We start from the raw sequence: 18,329 nt of genomic DNA, 5'->3' as shown, positions 1-18,329 counted from the left end.
ATGGACTCCGAACTCGATCAGGCCCTGGACGCGGTCGGCCCGCGCCTGCGGGAACTGCGCCGCAAACGCGACACCACCCTGGCGGAACTGTCCGCGAGCACCGGAATCTCGGTGAGCACGCTGTCCCGGCTGGAATCCGGTGCGCGCCGGCCCACCCTGGAACTGCTGCTGCCGCTGGCCAAGGCGCACGGGGTGACCCTGGACGAACTGGTGGACGCGCCCGCCACCGGCGATCCGCGCATCCATCTGCGGCCGGTCAGCATGAACGGGATGACCATGGTGCCGCTCACCCGGCGCGCGGGCGGTATCCAGGCGTACAAGCTGGTGATTCCGGGCGGCAGCCGCCAGGAACCGGATCCGCGCACGCATGAGGGCTACGAATGGATGTACATCCTCAACGGCCGCCTGCGCGTGGTTCTCGGCAACCACGATTTCGTCATGTCACCCGGTGAGGCGGCCGAATTCGATACCCGCGAACCGCACTGGTTCGGTTCGGCGGACGGCAATCCGGTCGAATTCCTCAGTCTGTTCGGCAAACAGGGCGAACGCGCACACCTGCGCGCCCGCCCCAAACCCAAGGATCAGTGACCGGCGTGCGCGTGTTCGGCGCACAGACAGCCGATACCGTTCTCGATCCATTCGCGTCCGGCCCAATCCGGGTGCCGCGCAAGCATTATCGCGCGCACCTCGGCGATGATCGTCGCCTCGCTCACGGCGCTGTCGCGGCGAATCCAGGTCTCCTCGCGCAACAGTCGCAGATAGTCGCGGACCTCGGCGAGTAGTTCGGGGCCGCCGATCGCACCGTGGCCGGGGACCACCGTGCCCGGCCGCTCGGCGATGAGCCGTTCCATGACCGCGAGCCAGCCGATACCCGAGACATCGGTGTCGTACGGCGGGAACCACGGGAAGATGGCGAACTGGCCCGCCTCCACCAGATCACCGGTGAAAAGCACGTCGGCGTCCGGGATTTCGACCACCTGATCGCCGAGGCTGTGCCCGCGACCGGTGGCGCGCATGCGCACCCGGCGACCGCCCAGATCCAGTTCGTGCTCGCTCTCGTAGATCTGATCCGGTGCGATGAGCCGCACCTCCTCGAGTCGGCGCGCCACCGAATCGCCCAGGCCCCGGAACATTTCGAGATATGCCGCACCCTTGCGCTCCAGATCCAGCGCCTGCGCCCGATTGATCAGATAGGTCGCCTCGCCCGCGAACACCTCGGCACCGAAAGCATGCTCGGGGTGGAAATGCGTTGTCGTCAAATACAATCGGCGTCCGGCCGCGTAGTCGGCCGCGAACTCCAGCACCGCCTCCGCATTGCGCGGCCCCATACCCGTATCGATCACCAGCACCGCTTCGCGCCCGCCGATCACCCCGATATTGGGCACCAATTGCACGCCGTGATTCTCGATCACCACCAGATCGCGGGCGACCTCGCGAGCCTGTGCGAGGTTCACCGCCGGATCCGGGATCGGATGTTCGGGTGTCACCGCTGCGGTCATTGCACACTCCTGTCCTCGACTCGCCCTCAGTCCAGTCGCGCGGCCGCGCACCGTCCAACACCCTTTCCGGCCGCCCGATACCCCGCGGGTATCGTTGCCGCTGATGGACTTACGCACGCTGCGCTATTTCGTGGCGGTCGCCGAGGAACTGCATTTCGGCCGGGCCGCCGCCCGCCTGCACATGTCCCAGCCCCCGCTGAGCCGGTCCATCCGGCAGCTGGAAACCGAACTCGGCAGCGTACTGCTACTGCGCTCCCCCGCCGGTGTCACGCTGACGGCCGCCGGTGCGGCGCTCTACGACGAGGCGCGCGCACTGCTGGCGCAGGCCGAACAGGCCCGTGCGAAGGTGCGCGCGATCGCCGCTTCGGCCACGCTCACCCTGGGCACGCTCGGGGACAGCGCCGAACAGGTGGGCGCGGATCTGGTCTCGGAGTTCCGGCGCGTACATCCCGATATCCGGGTGCGCGTGCGCGAGTTCGACTTCACCGATCCGACGGCGGGGCTGCGAGCCGGGCTGACCGATCTGGCGCTCACTCGAACTCCGTTCGAGCACACCGGGATCGAGGTGCACCCCTTGCGCTCGGATCCGATCGGGGTGATCGTGCGCGAGGACGATCCACTCGCCGGGCGGGACCGGATCGACCTTCGTGAGCTCGCGGACCGGCAGTGGTTCCGATTGCCCGAGGGCACCGATCCGGTGTGGCAGGCGTACTGGACCCGACCCGACCTGGGACACGCCGATGGTCCGGTGGTGCGCACCGTGCACGAATGCATGCAGGCCGTGCTCTGGAACGGGTCCATCGGTCTCGCACCGCTGGTGCACGCGCTGCCGCGGGGATTGCGCGCGGTGCCGATCGATGACGCGATGCCGAGTCACCTGGTGGTGGCCTGGCCCCGGGCCGATACGAATCCGCTCATCGAGTCGTTCCGGCGCATTGCCGCCGAGCTGTATCGAACCGGCTGATCACCGCCGCCTAACAACCAAGCACTTGCTTGTTTTGCCTCCGTGGACTACGAATGAGGTGGTATCGCCCTGTTCACAGTCGAAGGAAGTGCATGGACGACTTCGGTCATCGGCCCGGCGCCGCACTCGTATTGGGCGCCAGCGGCGGGCTCGGACTCGCGGTGGCGCGCATGCTCATCGAGCGCGGCAGTCATGTGGGGCTGACCTACTTCCGCTCGGCGGGCAAGCTCGATCCGCTGTTCACCATCGCCAAGGAGCAGGAGCGACGGGCACGATCCTGGCGACTGGACCTCACCGACGCCGACCGCGCCGCCGAGGTCACCGCGCAGGTCGCGGAGGAATTCGGCGGGATCCACACCCTGGTCTACGCCGCCGGACCGCATATCCCGATGCGGCATCTGAGCCGAATCTCCCCGGCCGACTTCCGATCTCAGCTCATCGACGACGCGAGCGGCTTCTTCAACGCCGTGCACGCCGCGATACCGCACCTGCGCCGGACCCAGGGCAATATCGTCGCCATCAGCACCGCCGCCACCGCGCGCTTCCCCATCCGGGACGGACTGTCCAGCGGCCCGAAAGCCGCTGTGGAGGCACTGATTCGGGGCATCGCCGCCGAAGAGGGCCGATTCGGGATTCGCGCCAATTGCGTCGGACCGGGCATGACCACCGACGGTATGGCGGAACGGCTGATCAGCTCGGGCGAACTCGACGAGCAGGCCCTGGAGATCACCCGGGGCAATATTCCGCTGCGCCGCTTCGGAAATGCCGAGGACATCGCCGAAGCGGTGTGCTTCCTGGCCTCGGATCGCGCCGATTTCATCAGCGGGCAGAAGCTCGATATCGACGGTGGCTACGGGGTGTAGCTCACCGGTCCGAGACGTTGATTCCGATGGTGTGCGCGAAGATCGGGGCCAGATCCATCAGCTGCAGACTGGTGATCGTGGCCCCGCGCAGGGATTCCACACCCTCGTAGACGCCGATCGAACGCGCCGTCCGCAGATCCACCTTGGACAGGGTGGCCTTGCGCATGGACAGCGCCTGGATCTCGGTGCCCGGAAAGGTGACCGAGGTCAGCTTCGCCTCGCCGATATCCACATGGCGCAGTACGCAATCGGTGAACGACACCTCGGTCAGGTGCGCGCCGCGCAGATTCACCGAATCGAATTTGCAGTTGTAGAACTTGACCCGGCGCAGCCGCGCGCCGAACGCCTCCACCCCCGACCACGCGTTCATCACCAATTCCGCGTCCATCCACGAGGTTTCGGACAGATCGGCGCGGGTCCACTGGGTGCCCTGAATCCACACATCGTTGAACCTGGTGTGCCGCAACGAACCACCGGTGATCGAACCACCGGTGATGGCGCATTCGGTGAGCTGAGCGCCGCGCACCTCGGCATCCTCGAGCCGCATCCCCTCGAAGAGGGCGCAATCGTATTCGCCCTCCATGGTGATCTCATCGCGCTCCTGCAGGAAACGCGCGAACGACAGATCGGCCAAATCCCGCGGCATCGAAGATCCTCACCTCTGCTCGGCAACCAGTGCCGTCGACCGTAGTCGAACACTCCGACAGGCCCGCGCGGGGCGTAGGCTGCCACAAAGGCACGATCCGAGATTCACTTCCGCGCACCGAAAGGTACGACCGTGACGAAAATCGGAGTCACCGGAGCGACCGGCAAGCTCGGCACCCTCGTCGCCCAGCGCCTGGCCGCGGCGGGCGCCGATCTGCGCCTGATCGCCCGCAAACCCGGGAAACAGCTGCCCATCCCCGATGCCGAGGTGCGCTTCGCCGCCTACGGCGACGGTCCCAAATTCGAACTGGCGACCAGCGGGGTGGAAACCCTGCTGCTGGTCTCGGCCATGGAGAGCGATCTGCGCGTGGCCGAGCACACCACCGCCATCGAGGCCGCGGTCGCGGCCGGGGTGCGGCGCATTGTCTACATCTCGTTCCAGGGCGCCGCGCCAGAGGCCACCTTCACCTTCGCGCGCGATCACTGGTACACCGAACAGCAGATCCGCCAGACCGAACTGGCGTTCACGGTATTGCGGGACAACAACTATCAGATCCATCTGCCCGCGCTCGCCGATCCCGAGACCGGGGTGATTCGCGGGCCCGCCGGTGACGGCCGGGTCGCGGCGGTGGCGCACGAGGACATCGCCGATGTGGCCACCGCGGTACTGCTCGATGATCAGTTGCTGCCCAACGAGATACGCGATGTCACCGGGCCCGAGGCGCTGAATCTGGATGAGGTCGCGGCCATGCTGAGCAAGCACACCGACCGCGAGATCACCTACAAACCCGAATCGATTCCCGAGGCGTACGAGAGCCGATCGAAATACGGTGCGCCGGACTGGATGGTCGCGGGATGGGTGACCTCCTATCAGGCCATCGCCACCGGTGAGCTCGCGACGGTCTCGAGCACCGTGGAGGCGATCACCGGTCATCCGCCCATCGCCTTCGACCGCTATCTCACCACCCATCCCGAAGTGCTGGACCGCCTTCGGAACCGAACCTGATATCAGCGCGCCGCGATGGCGGTCAGCAGATCGCGCACCACCGCCATCAGCGCGACCGGTGACGGATCCTTGTGCAGCGCAACCAGATCGTCCTGTAGCTGCTGCGGCAGGGATTCGTCCGACTGATCCGCCAGCGCCTGCCACACCTCGCGCACCTGCCCCTCGCTCAACTGTGCCAGCGGCGCCACCACATCCTCGATCTGCGTCCCGTCCAACCGCGGATCCGCCGCGGCCACCCGCACCCGCGCGGCGACAGTAGGAGGCAAGTGACCGGCGACAATCTGCAGCAGTGTCTTCACCCACCCGAGCGTATGTGCCCATCCCACACCCCACCCCGCTTTCGCCGTTCCCACCACCGGTGCAACATTTTCGCTGCGGTCTTGGAATATTCACGATTCGTCGCGTAGCCTTCGGCGCAGCCGACAGCACCACCGACCCGAGGATGCGACGATGAGCCAGGCGTTCGACGCTTGGAAGCGGACCATTACGCGCGGGGCGAGCACCCGGGCCATCGCGGAACGCTTGGACAGCAATGGGCCGCGCATCAAGCGGCATCTGGAGGAATCGGATCCGCCGGTGGCGGACACCGTGATCGAACTGGCCCGCGCCTACGATGCCAACCCGGTCGAGGGCCTCATCGCCGCGGGCCTGCTCTCGCGCAGCGATGTCGACCACGCCGCCACCCGGGACGCGCTCAGCGCGGTGCCCATGCTGCAACTGCTCGAGGAGGCGGTGGCCCGCGAACGCCGCGCCGTCGACCGCCGCGCCCCGGAACCCGAGCGTCACCCCGACGCGGCCCACGGCCGCCGCATCAAACGACGACGCATCGGCGAGGGCATGCCGTGATGACGCACCTCGCTCACACCCGCTCGGCTCGGCTCTCCGTCCGGGCGTGGCCGCGTGCAACGTGCCCGCGTAGCGGCGGAACAGTTTCAGCATGGCCGAGAACGGGATATCCGAGAGCCGAGCGCGTCGGGGTCCGTCAGGAGGAAACGCTGGCCGGGGTGCGGGAAATGCGGCCGCCCAGGCGCTCGTTGACGGCGAAGCCGTGTTTGCGGCACCAGGCGGCCAGCATCGGGACGGCCGAATCGTCATCGCGGTAGGTGGGCACCAGCTGACCGACGATGGTCAGGTGATGGGCGTCCGCGGCCCGGCAGAGTTGTTGCAGCACAGCGGTTCCCAGTCCGGTCCCGCGCAACTCCGGATTGACGGTGATGTTGTCGAGTTTGATGGTGTCGGCATACACGTCGAAGACCACATCGACGAGATCGTCACTGCGGCGCAGGGATTCGATATCGGCGGGCAGCGGGCGCAGCACGCCGGGCAGATGATCCGCGAGCCGGCCGCGCGCGGCCTCATCGGGCGCGGTGCGGGTCAGCGCGACCAGCTGCTCGGTCAGATCGGCCACGGCCACCCGATCGCCCAGCGCCGCCAGCGGGCGGGTCTGTTCGGCCAGCGCGGCCAGCACGCGCAATTGCCGGGTCCAGTGCGGATCGGTGGTCTCGTATTCGGTGATCAGATCGGCCAGGGTGAACTCCAGGCCGAACGAACTGCCGCGGCTGCGGATATAGCCGCCGGACAGCACGCCCCAGCGTCTGTCGTCCGCGCCGACACCGTGCTGGGCCAGTTCGCGCAGCAGCACATCGCGGCGGCCGGTGGCATTGGCGATGGTGGAACCGGGCAGCCGGTGCAACCAGCGCCGCCACCCGGTGAGATTGGCTCGAATCCGGCTGCCCGCGACATCACCGCTGGCCGCCAAATAGTTGCACAGTGCTTGCTGTCTCCGGTCCAGCAGCTCATGCGCCCGCTCGAAACCGGATGCTTCCGGAAGCGATCTGCCCTCACTCATAACAAACAAGCTAGCGCTCGGCGGCTGAGTCGCAGGTAACCGGCACGCTCCCGATGGGCCGAAATCCTTCGGCGACGCATGATGCGGCTACCTCCGCACCGTTTGCTGATAGTTCCAACTCGGCTCCGGCGGCACACCACCGGACAGCGCCTCGACCCGATCGATCAGCGCGCGTTCGTATCGGCGAGCCTGCCGCCGATCCATTCGGGTCGCGGCCCGCAGGCCCGCCCGGGCACGGCGGCGACTGCGCCGGGAGAGCAGCGAGGCCAACTGCTGTTCGGTGCCCAGCGTGCGCGCCGACGGCTGGGCGATGGTGGCGCGCAACCATTTTCGCTCGGTACCCAGCACCCAGCGGTACGCCAGGCCGAAGATGAGCAGATCGACGATCACCGGGAAGAAGAGCATCAGCACACCCGGACCGCTCGGGCGCGGCGCGTCGAAGACGAAATGCATGGTCACCGCCATGGCGTAGAACAGCGCGAGGAAGCCGATCCGCCAGCCCCATGAGCGATCGGTGCGCAGCAACAGCACCACGATGCCCACGCCCACCAGCGCCGACATCGCCCAGTGCGAGGTGAACGCGGTGATCAGCCGTAGGAACGCCACGATCAGCACATCGGCGATCGGATCCTGCGGAGCGCCCAGCGCGGTCTGCACGCTGTACAGGCAATCCTCGGAGATCTGCGCACCCAGTCCGACGAAACCGCCGATCAGCAGACCGTCCATGGGCCGTCGGAGCCGCGCCCGGAACAGCACCGCGACGATCGCGATGCCGATCGCCTTGATGAACTCCTCATCGATGGGCGCGGCGATCGCCGCCTGCCAGTTGTTCGCGAACTCATCGCCCCCGAGCTTGGCGACCAGCTGTGTCACATGGTCATTCGCCCACAGCGCCACACCCGGCCACACCGTCGCACCCCAGATGAAACCCAGCAGAATCGGCGCGACCAATCGCCGCCGCGCGCGAAAAGGGTCCAGCTCGAACAACACCCAGCCGAAGAACACCAGCGTCAGCGCGGTCACCGGTAGCGCGGCCAGCGCCTGCGCACCGCCGAACCACACCATCCCCGCAGCCTGCGCCAGGAACACCAGCGGTCCGGCCGCGACCACCACGCAGTAGACCCAGAACAGCGCCGACCGCGGCTGGAACCAGCCCGGCCCGGTCATACCTCGACCGCCTTACTCGACGCCAGCACCGCGAGAATCATGGCCCGGCCCGCCTCCCGGGTCGGACCCGTGACGGTGATGGTCACCGCGATATCACCGGAATTCGCGACCGCGCAGACACCGCCCGCCGTATCGGGCAGCACACACATCCGGCCGTGGAACGAGCCCGCCTCGATGGCATCGCCGTCGAAATGCACCTGATGTCCCGACGCGCGCAGCGGCAGCAGCAGTCGCGGTGCGGCGGTATCGAAATCGGTGATGCCGTCCACCACCGACACGCCCAATCGCTGCTCCCCGATATCGGAATCGAGGATCGCGGAGGATTCGGAGCCGGTGGCGATGCGGCGCATGGCCTCCGGGACCGCGAACCGCACCCCGTTCGACGGATCATCGGCGCCGTGCACGGCGCCGATACCGCTCGCGGTCAGCGTGATCTCGGTCCCCGCCGCGACCGCGGTCTCCCGATCGGGCACCGCCGCGTCCAACAGGGGTGGCACCACGGCTATTACGGCGAGGGCGGCCACCGCCGCCAGCGCGGGTCCCACCGAATGAATCAGGCGCGCCATGTCTTCCAGCCTCCCGGTCCGTGTGGCGGGCCCGCAACGGGTGACCGCCACACATATCGGATCAGCGGACGGACAGCCGCCCACCATGCAATAGCCGAGAGTTAACCACAATTCATGATGCGAGCCCGGCGCGCACGCCGCGACCGGTTACAGCAGATTCGCCAGACCCGAGAGCGGACCGGGCAGTGCGGCCACGTGATTCTTCAGACCGGTCGCCACCGGGTTGGGGGTCGCCGCGCGCAGGCGGTCCAGTTCGGTCTGCATGGTTCCGACGGTCTGCTCGTAGATGCGATCCACCAGTTCGGTGTCCTCCGGATCGCCGGGCTGGGTGGACCAGTCCAGGGCGGGCAGGAAGCTCACATCCACGTGTGAGGGCAGCGGGATCTGCGGCAGAATCGGCGCGATGCCGAACGGCAGGCCGACGGTGTACGGAAATACCTTGGCGCGCACCAGTTTATCGAGTCCGAGCAGACGGGCGGTGCGCTCACCGCGACTCACGATGAAGATGGAATCGTGGCCGCCGTTGGCGACCGCCGGAATCACCGGCACGCCCATTTTGAGCGCGAGCCGAATGAAGCCCTTGCGCCCGGCGAAATCGACCTTGCCGCGATCGGTCCACGGACGGCACGCCTCCCAGTCGCCGCCCGGGTAGACCATGACCGCGCCGCCGTCCTTGAGGCCCGCCGTCGCCGCCTCCTGCGAGGCCGGGATGACACCGAAATCGCGCAGGCTGTCACCGAGACCCGGTGCGCGCAAAAGGATTTCGTGCGCCACACCGTAGGTCGGCTCATTCGGGCGGCGATCCATCGCCGCCATGAAGGTTATCCACACCTCGGGCGCCCAATAGATGGACGAGTGATTGCCGATCACCAGCGCCGGCCCCGCCGCCGGTAGGTTCTCCACGCCCGTCACCTGCGGCGTGAAGTAATTCGTATAGACCCGAGCCAACGGAAGCAGTGGGTGGTTCGGGTTCGGAAGTACCGGTGTGTTGTTCATGGAATGTCCTGTCGTATCGCGTTACCGATGACGGGCGGCACGTAACGACACACGCCGACGTGTCGAATTCTCGACGTCGAGCCGAAATGTATTGCCCCCGGACAACATCCCCATTGATAGTCCTGACGGCCGCGTCCAGCGCGGTCCGGATTGGCAGTGCGCGTGCCGCTGCGTTGCGACCGATGCCCGTCACCGTCCTCCTGCCCTTCCGAGGTTAGCAAGCCAAGCAATTGCTTGTTAGGAAGTGTGCGAAACCCAACATCCGCAGCATGATTCGCGTGTCAGCGGGAATGCCGACATAAGATGACAGGCCGGGGACACATAGTTGGATGCGCATATCCGGGTAGACGAATATTGCCGAGGTCCGAGCGCTCCCGGACCCCCGCCGTGATCATGATCAGTTCAAGCCGCGCCGGCGGTACAGCGTGCCCGCCGCCAGATAACCGACCAAGCCTATTGCGGCACACCAGATCAGCGCAGTCACCGGACTGTGGCCGATCGGCGTTCCCATCAGCAGGCCGCGCACCGTTTCGGTGATCGGGGTGATGGGCTGATGTTCGGCGAAGCCCCGCAACCAGCCGGGCAGCGTATGCACCGGCACGAAAGCGCTACTCACGTAGGGCAGGAACATGAAGCTGAAGGTGAAACCGTTGGCCGCCTCCGGATTCGGCGCGAGCAGACCCAGCGCGGCCGCCAGCCAGGACAGCGCGAGAATGAACAGCGCCAGCATCGCGATCACACCGAGCCAGCGAATGGGATCCGCGGTCGGCCGGAAACCGAGAGCCACCGCCACCAGAATCACCAGACCGGTGGTGATCATATTGCGCAGCACGCTTTCCGCCACATGGCCGGTGAGCACCGACGAACGCGAAATCGCCATGGTGCGAAAACGGTCGATGATGCCGCTCTGCATATCGGTGGAGACCGCCACCGCCGTACCGCCCGCACCGAAACCCGAGCACAGCAGAATGATTCCGGGAACCACGTAGTCGATATACGCCCCGCCCACATTCAGCGCGCCGCCGAAGACGTAGACGAACATCAGCAGAATCACCAGCGGGATGATGATGGTCATCAGCAGGGTGTCGGGACTGCGCAGCGTATGCCGGAAACCGCGGCCGACCATGGTGCCCGAATCCTGGGCCGCGCGAACCAGAGTGCTCATGACCGAACGCCTTTCGAGGTGTTACCGGTCAGCGCGAAGAAGACATCGTCGAGATCCGGTGTGTGAATGGATAATTGGCCGATGGACAGGTCGTGATCGTCGAAATGTTCCAGCAGCCTTCGGATATCGCCGACACTGCCGTCCGAGGGCACCGACAGCACCAACTGCTCCATATCGGCCTCCGCGGACCCCACCGCGCGAGCGGCGGCCGCCAAGCCGTGCGCGTCGGCGAAGGTCAGCCGGACGTGACCGCCGGGGGCCAGCTTCTTCAACTCGCCCGAGGTGCCCTCGGCGACGATGCGGCCGCCATCGAGGACCGCGATGCGATCGGCCAGTTGATCGGCCTCCTCCAGATACTGCGTGGTCAGGAAGATCGTCACGCCGTCGTTCACCAAACCTCGGATGACGGACCATAATTCGCGGCGGCTGCGCGGATCCAAACCGGTCGTGGGCTCGTCGAGGAAGACGATGCGCGGATCACCCATCAGACTCATGGCCAGATCCAGGCGGCGCACCATACCGCCGGAGTAGGAACCGGTACGCTTGCGCGCCGCCTCCACCAGATCGAACTGTTTCAGCAATCGTGTTGTGCGCCTGGCGGTTTCCGACGCGCCGAGGTGCAGCAGCTTACCGACCAGGCGCAGGTTCTCCGCCCCCGTCAGCAACGGATCCACCGCCGAATTCTGGCCGGTGACACCGATGATGCCGCGTACGGCATCGGCCTCCCGGACCGGATCGTGCCCGCCCACCAGCATGCGCCCCGCATCGGGACGGCCCAGGGTGACCAGTAGCCGGACCACGGTGGTCTTACCCGCGCCGTTCGGGCCGAGTAGCGAGAAGACCGTTCCGGCGGGCACGTTCAGATCGATGCCGCGCAGCACCTGATGGTCGCCGAAGGATTTGGTCAGCCCGGACACCTCGATGGCGGGCCGGTCAGTGACTGTCATGGGGAACCCCCGAATCGAGAACTGTGTATGGTCTACACTCTGTTTATAGGCTACACAGTTTCCTGGATGGCGCAAGATGTACGGGAGCGTGAGAACAGGAGGGTCGAATGGATCGGCACGACGAAGGCGTCCTGCCCAAATCGGTCAAACTGCTGTGGAACCTAGACGATCCGGGCACCCGCGGCCCCAAACGCGGTCTGAGCCTGGACCAGATCGTCGACGCGGCCGTCGCCATCGGCGATGCCGAGGGCTACGCCGCCATCTCGATGGGCCGCATCGCCAAGGAGCTCGGCTTCACACCCATGTCCCTCTACCGGTACGTGGACAGCAAGGACACCCTGATCGAGATCCTGCACGACCGCATAATCGGACCGCCGCCCACACTGCCCGCCGACGCCGGTTGGCGCGCCAACCTGCAAGCCTGGGCCTGGGCCGAATTCCACGCCATCCGCAATCGCGAATGGTGGATGGACATCCCCGTGACCGGTCCCCCACTGGGCCCGAACAATATGGACTGGCTCGAAACCGGTATGGCCGCGGTCTCCGCCCTGCCCATCCCCGAACCCCAACGGCTGCAACTGGTGACGAACCTGTCCTTCTTCGTCATCGGCCGCACCCGATTTCTGCGCGACACCATGCGCCACGTCGAGGACGACAAGGATTACGGCACCATCCTCGCCGCCGTCCTGGACCCCGCCCGCTACCCCGCCGTCACCAGCGCCGTCACCAACAACGCCTTCGAAGACGACGATATGCACTGGGACGAAGGCGATTTCGGCTTCGCCCTGGACCGCCTACTGGACGGCTACGAGGTCTACATCGACACCTACCCGAACCGAAAACGCTGATCTCTCAGCCGACCCGGTAGAGCCAGAGGCGGGGGTTGGAGGGGTCGCCGGTGGAGGTCCAGCCGTAGGTTTGGGCTATGCCTTCGCCGGAGTATTCGGTGAGGTAGGTGAGTAGGGCGGGGTGGGTGGTGTGGCCGGAGGCTATGCCGTGCAGGACTATTGCGGTCAGGTCGTAGGCTTCGGCGGAGTAGACGCCCGGGGGTGTGCCGGTCGAGGTGCGGTAGGCGGTGGCGAAATCGGTGGGGGCGGGGGCGCAGGGGCAGGAGAGGGTCGCGCCGGAGGCGGCGGAGCCGGCGCGGTCGACAAAGGACGGGTCGTTGCTGCCGTCGCCGGAGTAGAACGGGAGCGTGATGCCGGCCGCGTGCAGGAGTGGGAGCAGGGTGGCGGATTCGGTGTAGTAGCCCGCGTAGAAGATGGCGTCGGGGCCCGCGGTGGCGATCTTCGATACGGCGGCGTTGAAATCGCCGTGCGGGTCCAGGGCGAACGAGCAATTGGTGTCGGCCGCGGAACCCAGGCCCGTGGTAACGGATTTGCCGAGGCTCACGCCGTAATCGCTGGTATCCCAGACCACGCAGACGCCGTGGTGTCCGGCGGTTCCGGCGAGATAGCGGCCCATGGTGAGGCCGGTGAAATCGTCATCGGCCAGCCCGCGGAAGAAGGTGCGCCAACCATTTTGGGAGAGTTGGGAATTGGTGGCCGACGGACTCAGGAAAGGCAGACCGGCGGCACTGAGGACAGCGCCGGTCGCCTTGGTCTCACCGGAGAAGACAGGGCCGATCAGTGCCGCGATCGAGGGGTCGGCGGTGATCTTCGGTGCGAGTTGCGCTGCGGTTTGCGGGTTTCCGGTGGTGTCGAACTCCTTCACCGTGATTGCGCAGCCGGGATTCTTGCGGGTGAACTGTTCGACCGCCAGGCGTACGCCGCCGAGCACATTGCGGCCGAGCGCGGCATTCGGGCCGGTGAGCGCGCCCGCCATGGCAATGCTGGTCGGCGGACAGGTCGCGGTGCCGTCCCCGGCGGGATCCAACGGGGTGTCCACGGCGGCGGCCGGATTGCCGTCGGCGTCCACGCGCATGAGGGGTTGGATACCACCGCCCGGGGTAATCGTCATCTCCCCGCCTCCGGCCGGAACTGCCGCGCCCGCCGAGGAGTTTGCTGCACCCTTGTCATCTGACTTCGAATCCCTTGTCGCCCACAGGATTCCGAATGACACCGCGAGCAGGACCACGACCGCCACCGCGCCGATCGTGATCCATCTGCCCCGGCGCGGGGGCGAAGTCACCGGCACCGACGGCGAAGCCACGGGCACTGGCGGGAAGGTCGGGGATCCGAACCACGGCGCGGTCGACGGCGGATCGGTCGGCGGGCCACCGTGCGACGCGATCAGGGTTTCGTTCAGATCCGGCGGCGCGACCGGCGGCGGAGTGTGCGGATTCGTGGCGATAATCGTTGGGGGCGCGGTGGTTTCGTATCGAGGTGCGGACACCATGGTCGGTGGCACACCGGTGAGGGCGCGGGTCGCGGCGGCGGCGAAATCACGGCAGGTGTCGAAGCGTTCGGCCGGATTCTTGGCCAGCGCGCGGCCGAAGACGGCATCGAGTTCGGCGGGCAGACCACCGCGGCGGGAGCTGATCGGCGGGGGCTGGAAATGCAGATGACCCGCCACCACCGCCGCGGCCGTGCCGGATTGGAAGGGCGTGGCGCCCGAGAGCAGCCAGTACAGGCTGCACGCCAGCGAATACTGATCCGAACGCTGATCCAGGGGCATACCCGACAGCTGTTCAGGTGAGGCGTAAGCCAGTGTGGCGGTGAGGGTTCCGGTGCGGGTCAGGTGCGCGGTGTCATCGCGCAGGCGGCCGATGCCGAAATCGGTGAGCAGCACCCGCTCCTCGTGACCGAGGGTGGGCCGGGCCAGCATGATGTTGGCGGGCTTCACATCTCGATGCAGCACGCCGACGGTATGCGCGTAGTCCAGGGCTTTGGCGGTCTCCCCCACAATGCGAATGGCATGCGGCGGCGGCAACTCCGGCGGTAGCAGTGCGGCCGCGTCGGATCCGTCGATGAACTGCATGGCGATCCACAGTCGCCCGTTCTCGACCCCGCGATCGGACACCGACACGATATTCGGATGATCGAGCCGGGCGATCAATTCCGCCTCGCGCTCGAATCGGGCGCGAATCTCGGCGTCTCCCGCGAACTCCGGGCTCAGCACCTTCAGCGCGACCATGCGCGGCAGGCGCGGATGCCGGGCCAGATACACCGACCCCATACCGCCGCTGCCCAGCAGCCGTTCGACCTGGTACCCCGCGAAAATCTCACCCGCACGCATCGCCCGGTCCCCTCGGCAGCTACAGATTCCCTGGAACCGTACACCGGACGGACGCGACAGGCCCCCGGTTCAGCACCGGGGGCCTGTCGGGGCGAACTATCGCTCGCGAATTACTTCTTGCGCTCGCGCTTCTCGCGCACGCGCACGTTCACCTGCACCGGCGAACCGTCGAAGCCGAACTCCTCACGCAGTTTGCGCTCGAGGAACCGGCGGTAACCGGCCTCGAGGAAGCCCGTGGTGAAGAGCACGAACGTCGGCGGCCGGGTGGACGCCTGGGTCGCGAACATGACGCGCGGCAAACGACCGCCACGCATCGGCGGCGGGGTCGCGGCCACGACCTCCTTGAGCCAATTGTTCAGGCGGCCCGTGGAAATGCGCTTATCCCACGATTCCAGCGCGGTCTCCATCGCCGGAACCAGCTTCTGCACCGCGCGACCGGTATGCGCGGAGATATTCACCCGCTGCGCCCAGCGCACCTGCACCATCTCGCGGTCGATCTCCCGCTCGAGCTGCTCGCGGCGATCCTCATCGACCAGATCCCACTTGTTGTAGGCGATCACCAGCGCGCGACCGGTTTCGGCCACCATGGAGATCACCCGCAGATCCTGTTCGGTGATCGGCTGCGAGGCATCGATGAGCATGACCGCCACCTCGGCGGACTCGATCGCCGACCGGGTGCGCAGCGAGGCGTAGAACTCGGTGCCGCTGGCATTGGCGACCTTGCGGCGCAAACCCGCGGTATCGACGAAACGCCAAGGCTTACCGCCCAATTCGACCAGCGAATCGACCGGGTCCACGGTGGTGCCCGCGACATCGTGCACCACCGAGCGCTCCACGCCCGAAAGCTTGTTGATCAGCGAGGATTTGCCGACGTTCGGCTTGCCGACCAGCGCCACACGACGCGGACCGCCCTGCAAACCGCTGCCCTCACGCGGGGTTTCGGGCAGCACCGCCAGAATATCGTCCAGCAGATCACCCGTACCGCGACCGTGCGCGGCCGAAACCAGTTTGGGCTCACCGAGACCCAGCGACCACAGTGCGGCGGCGTCGGCCTCGAGCTTCTGATTGTCGACCTTGTTGGCGACCAGGATCACCGGGGTCTTGGAGCGGCGCAACACCTTTGCCACCGCTTCATCGGTCGCGGTCGCGCCGACCACGGCGTCCACCACGACCACGATGGCGTCCGCGGTCTGCATGGCGACCTCGGCCTGCCGGGCAACCGACTGCTGCAGACCCTTGGCGTCGGGCTCCCAGCCGCCGGTGTCCTGCACCAGGAAACGGCGTCCGGCCCAGGTGGCCTCGTACGAGATACGGTCGCGGGTAACGCCCGGGACATCCTCGACCACCGCTTCGCGGCGACCCAGAATACGGTTCACCAGCGTGGATTTACCCACGTTCGGCCGGCCCACGATGGCCAGCGTCGGCATGGGCACATGCTCGGCGTCCTGCTCGCCCTCGAATTCGGCGATATCCCAATCGGCTTCATCCGACCAGATGCCATCACCGGCGAAGGTGTCCTGCGTCACTGCGCGCCTCCTGCCGAAATCTGCTGTCCGACAACGCGGTACAGCTCGTCGATAACCTCGTCCATATTCAGCTCGCTGGTGTCGACCAGCACCGCGTCCGCGGCCGGACGCAGCGGCGACACCTTGCGGGTGGAATCGAGATTGTCGCGGCGCTGCACATCGGCCAGCACCGCCTCGAAATCATCACCGCGACCCTCCGCGATGTTCTGCACATTGCGGCGCGAGGCACGGGCCTCGGCGGACGCGGTCAAATAGATCTTCACATCGGCGTCGGTCAGCACGACGGTGCCGATATCACGGCCCTCCACCACGATTCGGCCCGCGGCCGCCGCGATCTCCCGCTGCAGCGCCACCAGCTGATCGCGCACCTCGGACACCGCCGACACCGCGGATACGGCCTTGGTCACCGCATTGCCACGGATCTCCGCCGACACATCCTCACCGTCGAGCAGAATCACCTCGCGACTCGGATCGGTGCCGATGGTCAACGGCAATTCCTTGACCGCCGCCACGATCGCATCGGCGTCATCGAGATCGACACCGCTGCGCAGCACGCGCAGCGTCGCCACCCGATACATGGCGCCGGTATCGAGATACCGGGCCTCGAGCCGGGTCGCCAGCTTGCGCGACACACTCGACTTGCCGGTGCCGGACGGGCCGTCCATGGCCACGACCAGCGGCGCGACGCCGGTGAGTCCGCTGAGCCGATCTTTCACAGTTCCCACACCGTTCACAACGACACCGCCTCGTAGAGCTTCCCGATTTCGTCACGACCAAGAACACGCAGCGCGCCCGGGCGCTGATCGCCCAGCGCCACCGGGCCCACGTGGGTGCGCACCAGCGCGGTCACCGGATGGCCGACCTCGGCCAGCAGGCGGCGCACAATATGCTTGCGGCCCTCGTGCAGCACGATCTTCACCAGCGATTTGCCCTGGCCGACCTCGAGCACCTGGAACTTGTCGGCCTTGGCCGGACCGTCCTCCAGTTCGACGCCGTCGCGCAGCAGCTTGGCGACATTGCGCTGATTGACCTCACCGTTGACCGTGGCCAGGTAGGTCTTGGACACCTCGTACGACGGATGCATCAGGCGGTGCGCCAGATCGCCGTCATTGGTGAGCAGCAGCAGACCCTCGGTATCGGCGTCCAGGCGTCCGACGTGGAACAGGCGCTGCCCGGCCGCGATCCGCTCGGCGACGATATCGCCGACACACGGGCGGCCCATCTCATCGGACATGGTGGACTGCCAGCCCTTGGGCTTGTTCAGGGCCAGATACACCTGCTCATCGCGGACCACGACACGCACACCATCGACACGAACGACCGCGTTCTCCGGATCGATGCGCAGGCCCTGCTCGGTCACGATGCGACCGTCGACCTCGATACGACCAGCCTCGATCATGTCCTCGGCCACGCGCCGCGAGGCGACACCGGCCTTGGCGAGCACCTTCTGCAAACGCTCACCCTCGCCCCACGGGAGCTTCTTGCGGGTCTCGCGATTCTCGTCCTCGACATGCTGATGCCGCGCGGGCTTGGCATTGCTCAACATCACCGGCAGCGCGGGCGACGGGCGATGCACCTTCTTCTTCGGCGTGGGAGAGGTGCTCGGCGCGAGCGGACGACCGCCGCCGATGCGACCGCGCGAGGCATTGCGATCCTGACCGAAACCGGTGCGATCGGCGCCGAAACCGGTGCGGCCCTGGGCACCTCGCGAATCACCGGTGCGCGGGAAGCCGCCACGGGGAGCCGAACCACCGCGGGCGGACGAAGCCGCGCCGCGCGAATCACCGAAAGATCCACCGCCACTGCGGGATCCACCACGCGAGTCGTACGAACCCGAACCGCCACGCGAGCCACCGTACGAACCGGAACCGCGCGAATCACCGTACGAGCCACTGCCACCGCGGGATCCGCCACGGGAATCGCCGCGCGAACCGGCATAACCGGAACCGCCGCGCGAAT

18 protein-coding genes and 1 pseudogene are annotated in these 18,329 nt (G+C 66.8%); 6 read left to right on the top strand and 13 right to left on the bottom strand.

The genetic code is table 11. The features are described 5' to 3' along the window. The gene (locus AB0L82_RS08560; RefSeq protein WP_364632943.1) at window positions 1–588 is read left to right on the top strand and encodes an XRE family transcriptional regulator; all 588 of its coding nucleotides are present in this window, start codon (window positions 1–3) and stop codon (window positions 586–588) included. Here AB0L82_RS08560 and AB0L82_RS08555 read toward each other — a convergent pair. Further along, window positions 582–1,499 carry an MBL fold metallo-hydrolase gene (locus AB0L82_RS08555; RefSeq protein ID WP_364632941.1) on the bottom strand — a complete coding sequence of 306 codons (918 nt, stop codon included), beginning with the start codon at window positions 1,497–1,499 and terminating at the stop codon, window positions 582–584. The genes AB0L82_RS08560 and AB0L82_RS08555 overlap by 7 nt on opposite strands. Before the next feature lie 103 nt (window positions 1,500–1,602). Here AB0L82_RS08555 and AB0L82_RS08550 point away from each other — a divergent pair, with 103 nt between their 5' ends. Next, window positions 1,603–2,463: a LysR substrate-binding domain-containing protein gene (locus tag AB0L82_RS08550; protein WP_364632939.1), complete on the top strand. Its 861-nt coding sequence runs from the start codon at window positions 1,603–1,605 to the stop codon at window positions 2,461–2,463. Window positions 2,464–2,555: 92 nt separating this feature from the next. Then, entirely contained in the window at window positions 2,556–3,326 is a 771-nt protein-coding gene (locus AB0L82_RS08545; RefSeq protein ID WP_364632937.1) for an SDR family oxidoreductase, read from the top strand. 1 nt (window position 3,327) lies between these two features. Here AB0L82_RS08545 and AB0L82_RS08540 read toward each other — a convergent pair whose 3' ends face one another. After that, window positions 3,328–3,972, bottom strand: a complete 645-nt coding sequence (locus AB0L82_RS08540) for a pentapeptide repeat-containing protein (RefSeq protein WP_364632935.1) — start codon at window positions 3,970–3,972, stop codon at window positions 3,328–3,330. Between the two features lie 132 nt (window positions 3,973–4,104). Here AB0L82_RS08540 and AB0L82_RS08535 point away from each other — a divergent pair, with 132 nt between their 5' ends. After that, complete coding sequence (locus tag AB0L82_RS08535) at window positions 4,105–4,977, top strand: SDR family oxidoreductase (protein WP_364632933.1); 873 nt, start codon at window positions 4,105–4,107, stop codon at window positions 4,975–4,977. A 2-nt stretch (window positions 4,978–4,979) separates the two neighbouring features. Here AB0L82_RS08535 and AB0L82_RS08530 read toward each other — a convergent pair whose 3' ends face one another. Beyond that, window positions 4,980–5,276: a hypothetical protein gene (locus AB0L82_RS08530; RefSeq protein WP_364632931.1), complete on the bottom strand. Its 297-nt coding sequence runs from the start codon at window positions 5,274–5,276 to the stop codon at window positions 4,980–4,982. 151 nt (window positions 5,277–5,427) lie between these two features. Between AB0L82_RS08530 and AB0L82_RS08525 the strand changes: the two genes are divergently transcribed. After that, a complete protein-coding gene (locus tag AB0L82_RS08525; protein ID WP_364632929.1) occupies window positions 5,428–5,823 on the top strand; it encodes a hypothetical protein in 396 nt (131 codons plus the stop codon). A gap of 136 nt (window positions 5,824–5,959) precedes the next feature. On the opposite strand, the gene AB0L82_RS08520 is transcribed toward AB0L82_RS08525, so the two are convergent. The 6 genes from AB0L82_RS08520 to AB0L82_RS08495 all read right to left on the bottom strand — a co-directional run bounded on the left by AB0L82_RS08520 (window position 5,960) and on the right by AB0L82_RS08495 (window position 11,667). Further along, window positions 5,960–6,826 (bottom strand): GNAT family N-acetyltransferase, encoded by an 867-nt coding sequence (locus tag AB0L82_RS08520; protein ID WP_364632927.1) that lies wholly within the window; start codon window positions 6,824–6,826, stop codon window positions 5,960–5,962. 87 nt (window positions 6,827–6,913) lie between these two features. After that, window positions 6,914–7,993 (bottom strand): PrsW family intramembrane metalloprotease, encoded by a 1,080-nt coding sequence (locus AB0L82_RS08515; RefSeq protein WP_364632925.1) that lies wholly within the window; start codon window positions 7,991–7,993, stop codon window positions 6,914–6,916. Continuing rightward, window positions 7,990–8,559 carry a hypothetical protein gene (locus AB0L82_RS08510; RefSeq protein ID WP_364632923.1) on the bottom strand — a complete coding sequence of 190 codons (570 nt, stop codon included), beginning with the start codon at window positions 8,557–8,559 and terminating at the stop codon, window positions 7,990–7,992. Before AB0L82_RS08510 ends, AB0L82_RS08515 begins: the two co-directional genes overlap by 4 nt. A 147-nt stretch (window positions 8,560–8,706) precedes the next feature. Next, a complete protein-coding gene (locus AB0L82_RS08505) occupies window positions 8,707–9,555 on the bottom strand; it encodes a lysophospholipid acyltransferase family protein (RefSeq protein WP_364632921.1) in 849 nt (282 codons plus the stop codon). 397 nt (window positions 9,556–9,952) lie between these two features. Beyond that, window positions 9,953–10,720, bottom strand: a complete 768-nt coding sequence (locus AB0L82_RS08500; protein WP_364632919.1) for an ABC transporter permease — start codon at window positions 10,718–10,720, stop codon at window positions 9,953–9,955. After that, a complete protein-coding gene (locus tag AB0L82_RS08495; protein ID WP_364632917.1) occupies window positions 10,717–11,667 on the bottom strand; it encodes an ATP-binding cassette domain-containing protein in 951 nt (316 codons plus the stop codon). Before AB0L82_RS08495 ends, AB0L82_RS08500 begins: the two co-directional genes overlap by 4 nt. A 107-nt stretch (window positions 11,668–11,774) precedes the next feature. Here AB0L82_RS08495 and AB0L82_RS08490 point away from each other — a divergent pair, with 107 nt between their 5' ends. Continuing rightward, complete coding sequence (locus AB0L82_RS08490; RefSeq protein ID WP_364632914.1) at window positions 11,775–12,515, top strand: TetR/AcrR family transcriptional regulator; 741 nt, start codon at window positions 11,775–11,777, stop codon at window positions 12,513–12,515. A 4-nt stretch (window positions 12,516–12,519) separates the two neighbouring features. Here AB0L82_RS08490 and AB0L82_RS08485 read toward each other — a convergent pair whose 3' ends face one another. The 4 genes and pseudogenes from AB0L82_RS08485 to AB0L82_RS08470 all read right to left on the bottom strand — a co-directional run. Then, a complete protein-coding gene (locus AB0L82_RS08485) occupies window positions 12,520–14,844 on the bottom strand; it encodes a bifunctional serine/threonine-protein kinase/ABC transporter substrate-binding protein (protein ID WP_364632912.1) in 2,325 nt (774 codons plus the stop codon). Window positions 14,845–14,954: 110 nt separating this feature from the next. Then, the gene (der, locus tag AB0L82_RS08480) at window positions 14,955–16,370 is read right to left on the bottom strand and encodes a ribosome biogenesis GTPase Der (RefSeq protein WP_364632911.1); all 1,416 of its coding nucleotides are present in this window, start codon (window positions 16,368–16,370) and stop codon (window positions 14,955–14,957) included. Further along, window positions 16,367–17,035 carry a (d)CMP kinase gene (gene cmk, locus AB0L82_RS08475; protein WP_364635923.1) on the bottom strand — a complete coding sequence of 223 codons (669 nt, stop codon included), beginning with the start codon at window positions 17,033–17,035 and terminating at the stop codon, window positions 16,367–16,369. Before cmk ends, der begins: the two co-directional genes overlap by 4 nt. A 65-nt stretch (window positions 17,036–17,100) precedes the next feature. Then, window positions 17,101–17,919, bottom strand: a pseudogene (locus AB0L82_RS08470) (pseudouridine synthase); the annotation flags it as partial. Window positions 17,920–18,329: the final 410 nt, after the last annotated feature.

Origin of the sequence: Nocardia sp. NPDC052001 (assembly GCF_040680615.1) — a bacterium.
Lineage (GTDB): Bacteria > Actinomycetota > Actinomycetes > Mycobacteriales > Mycobacteriaceae > Nocardia.
Note: the sequence above shows the minus strand (reverse complement) of the source record. Positions and strands in the feature narration are given on the sequence as shown.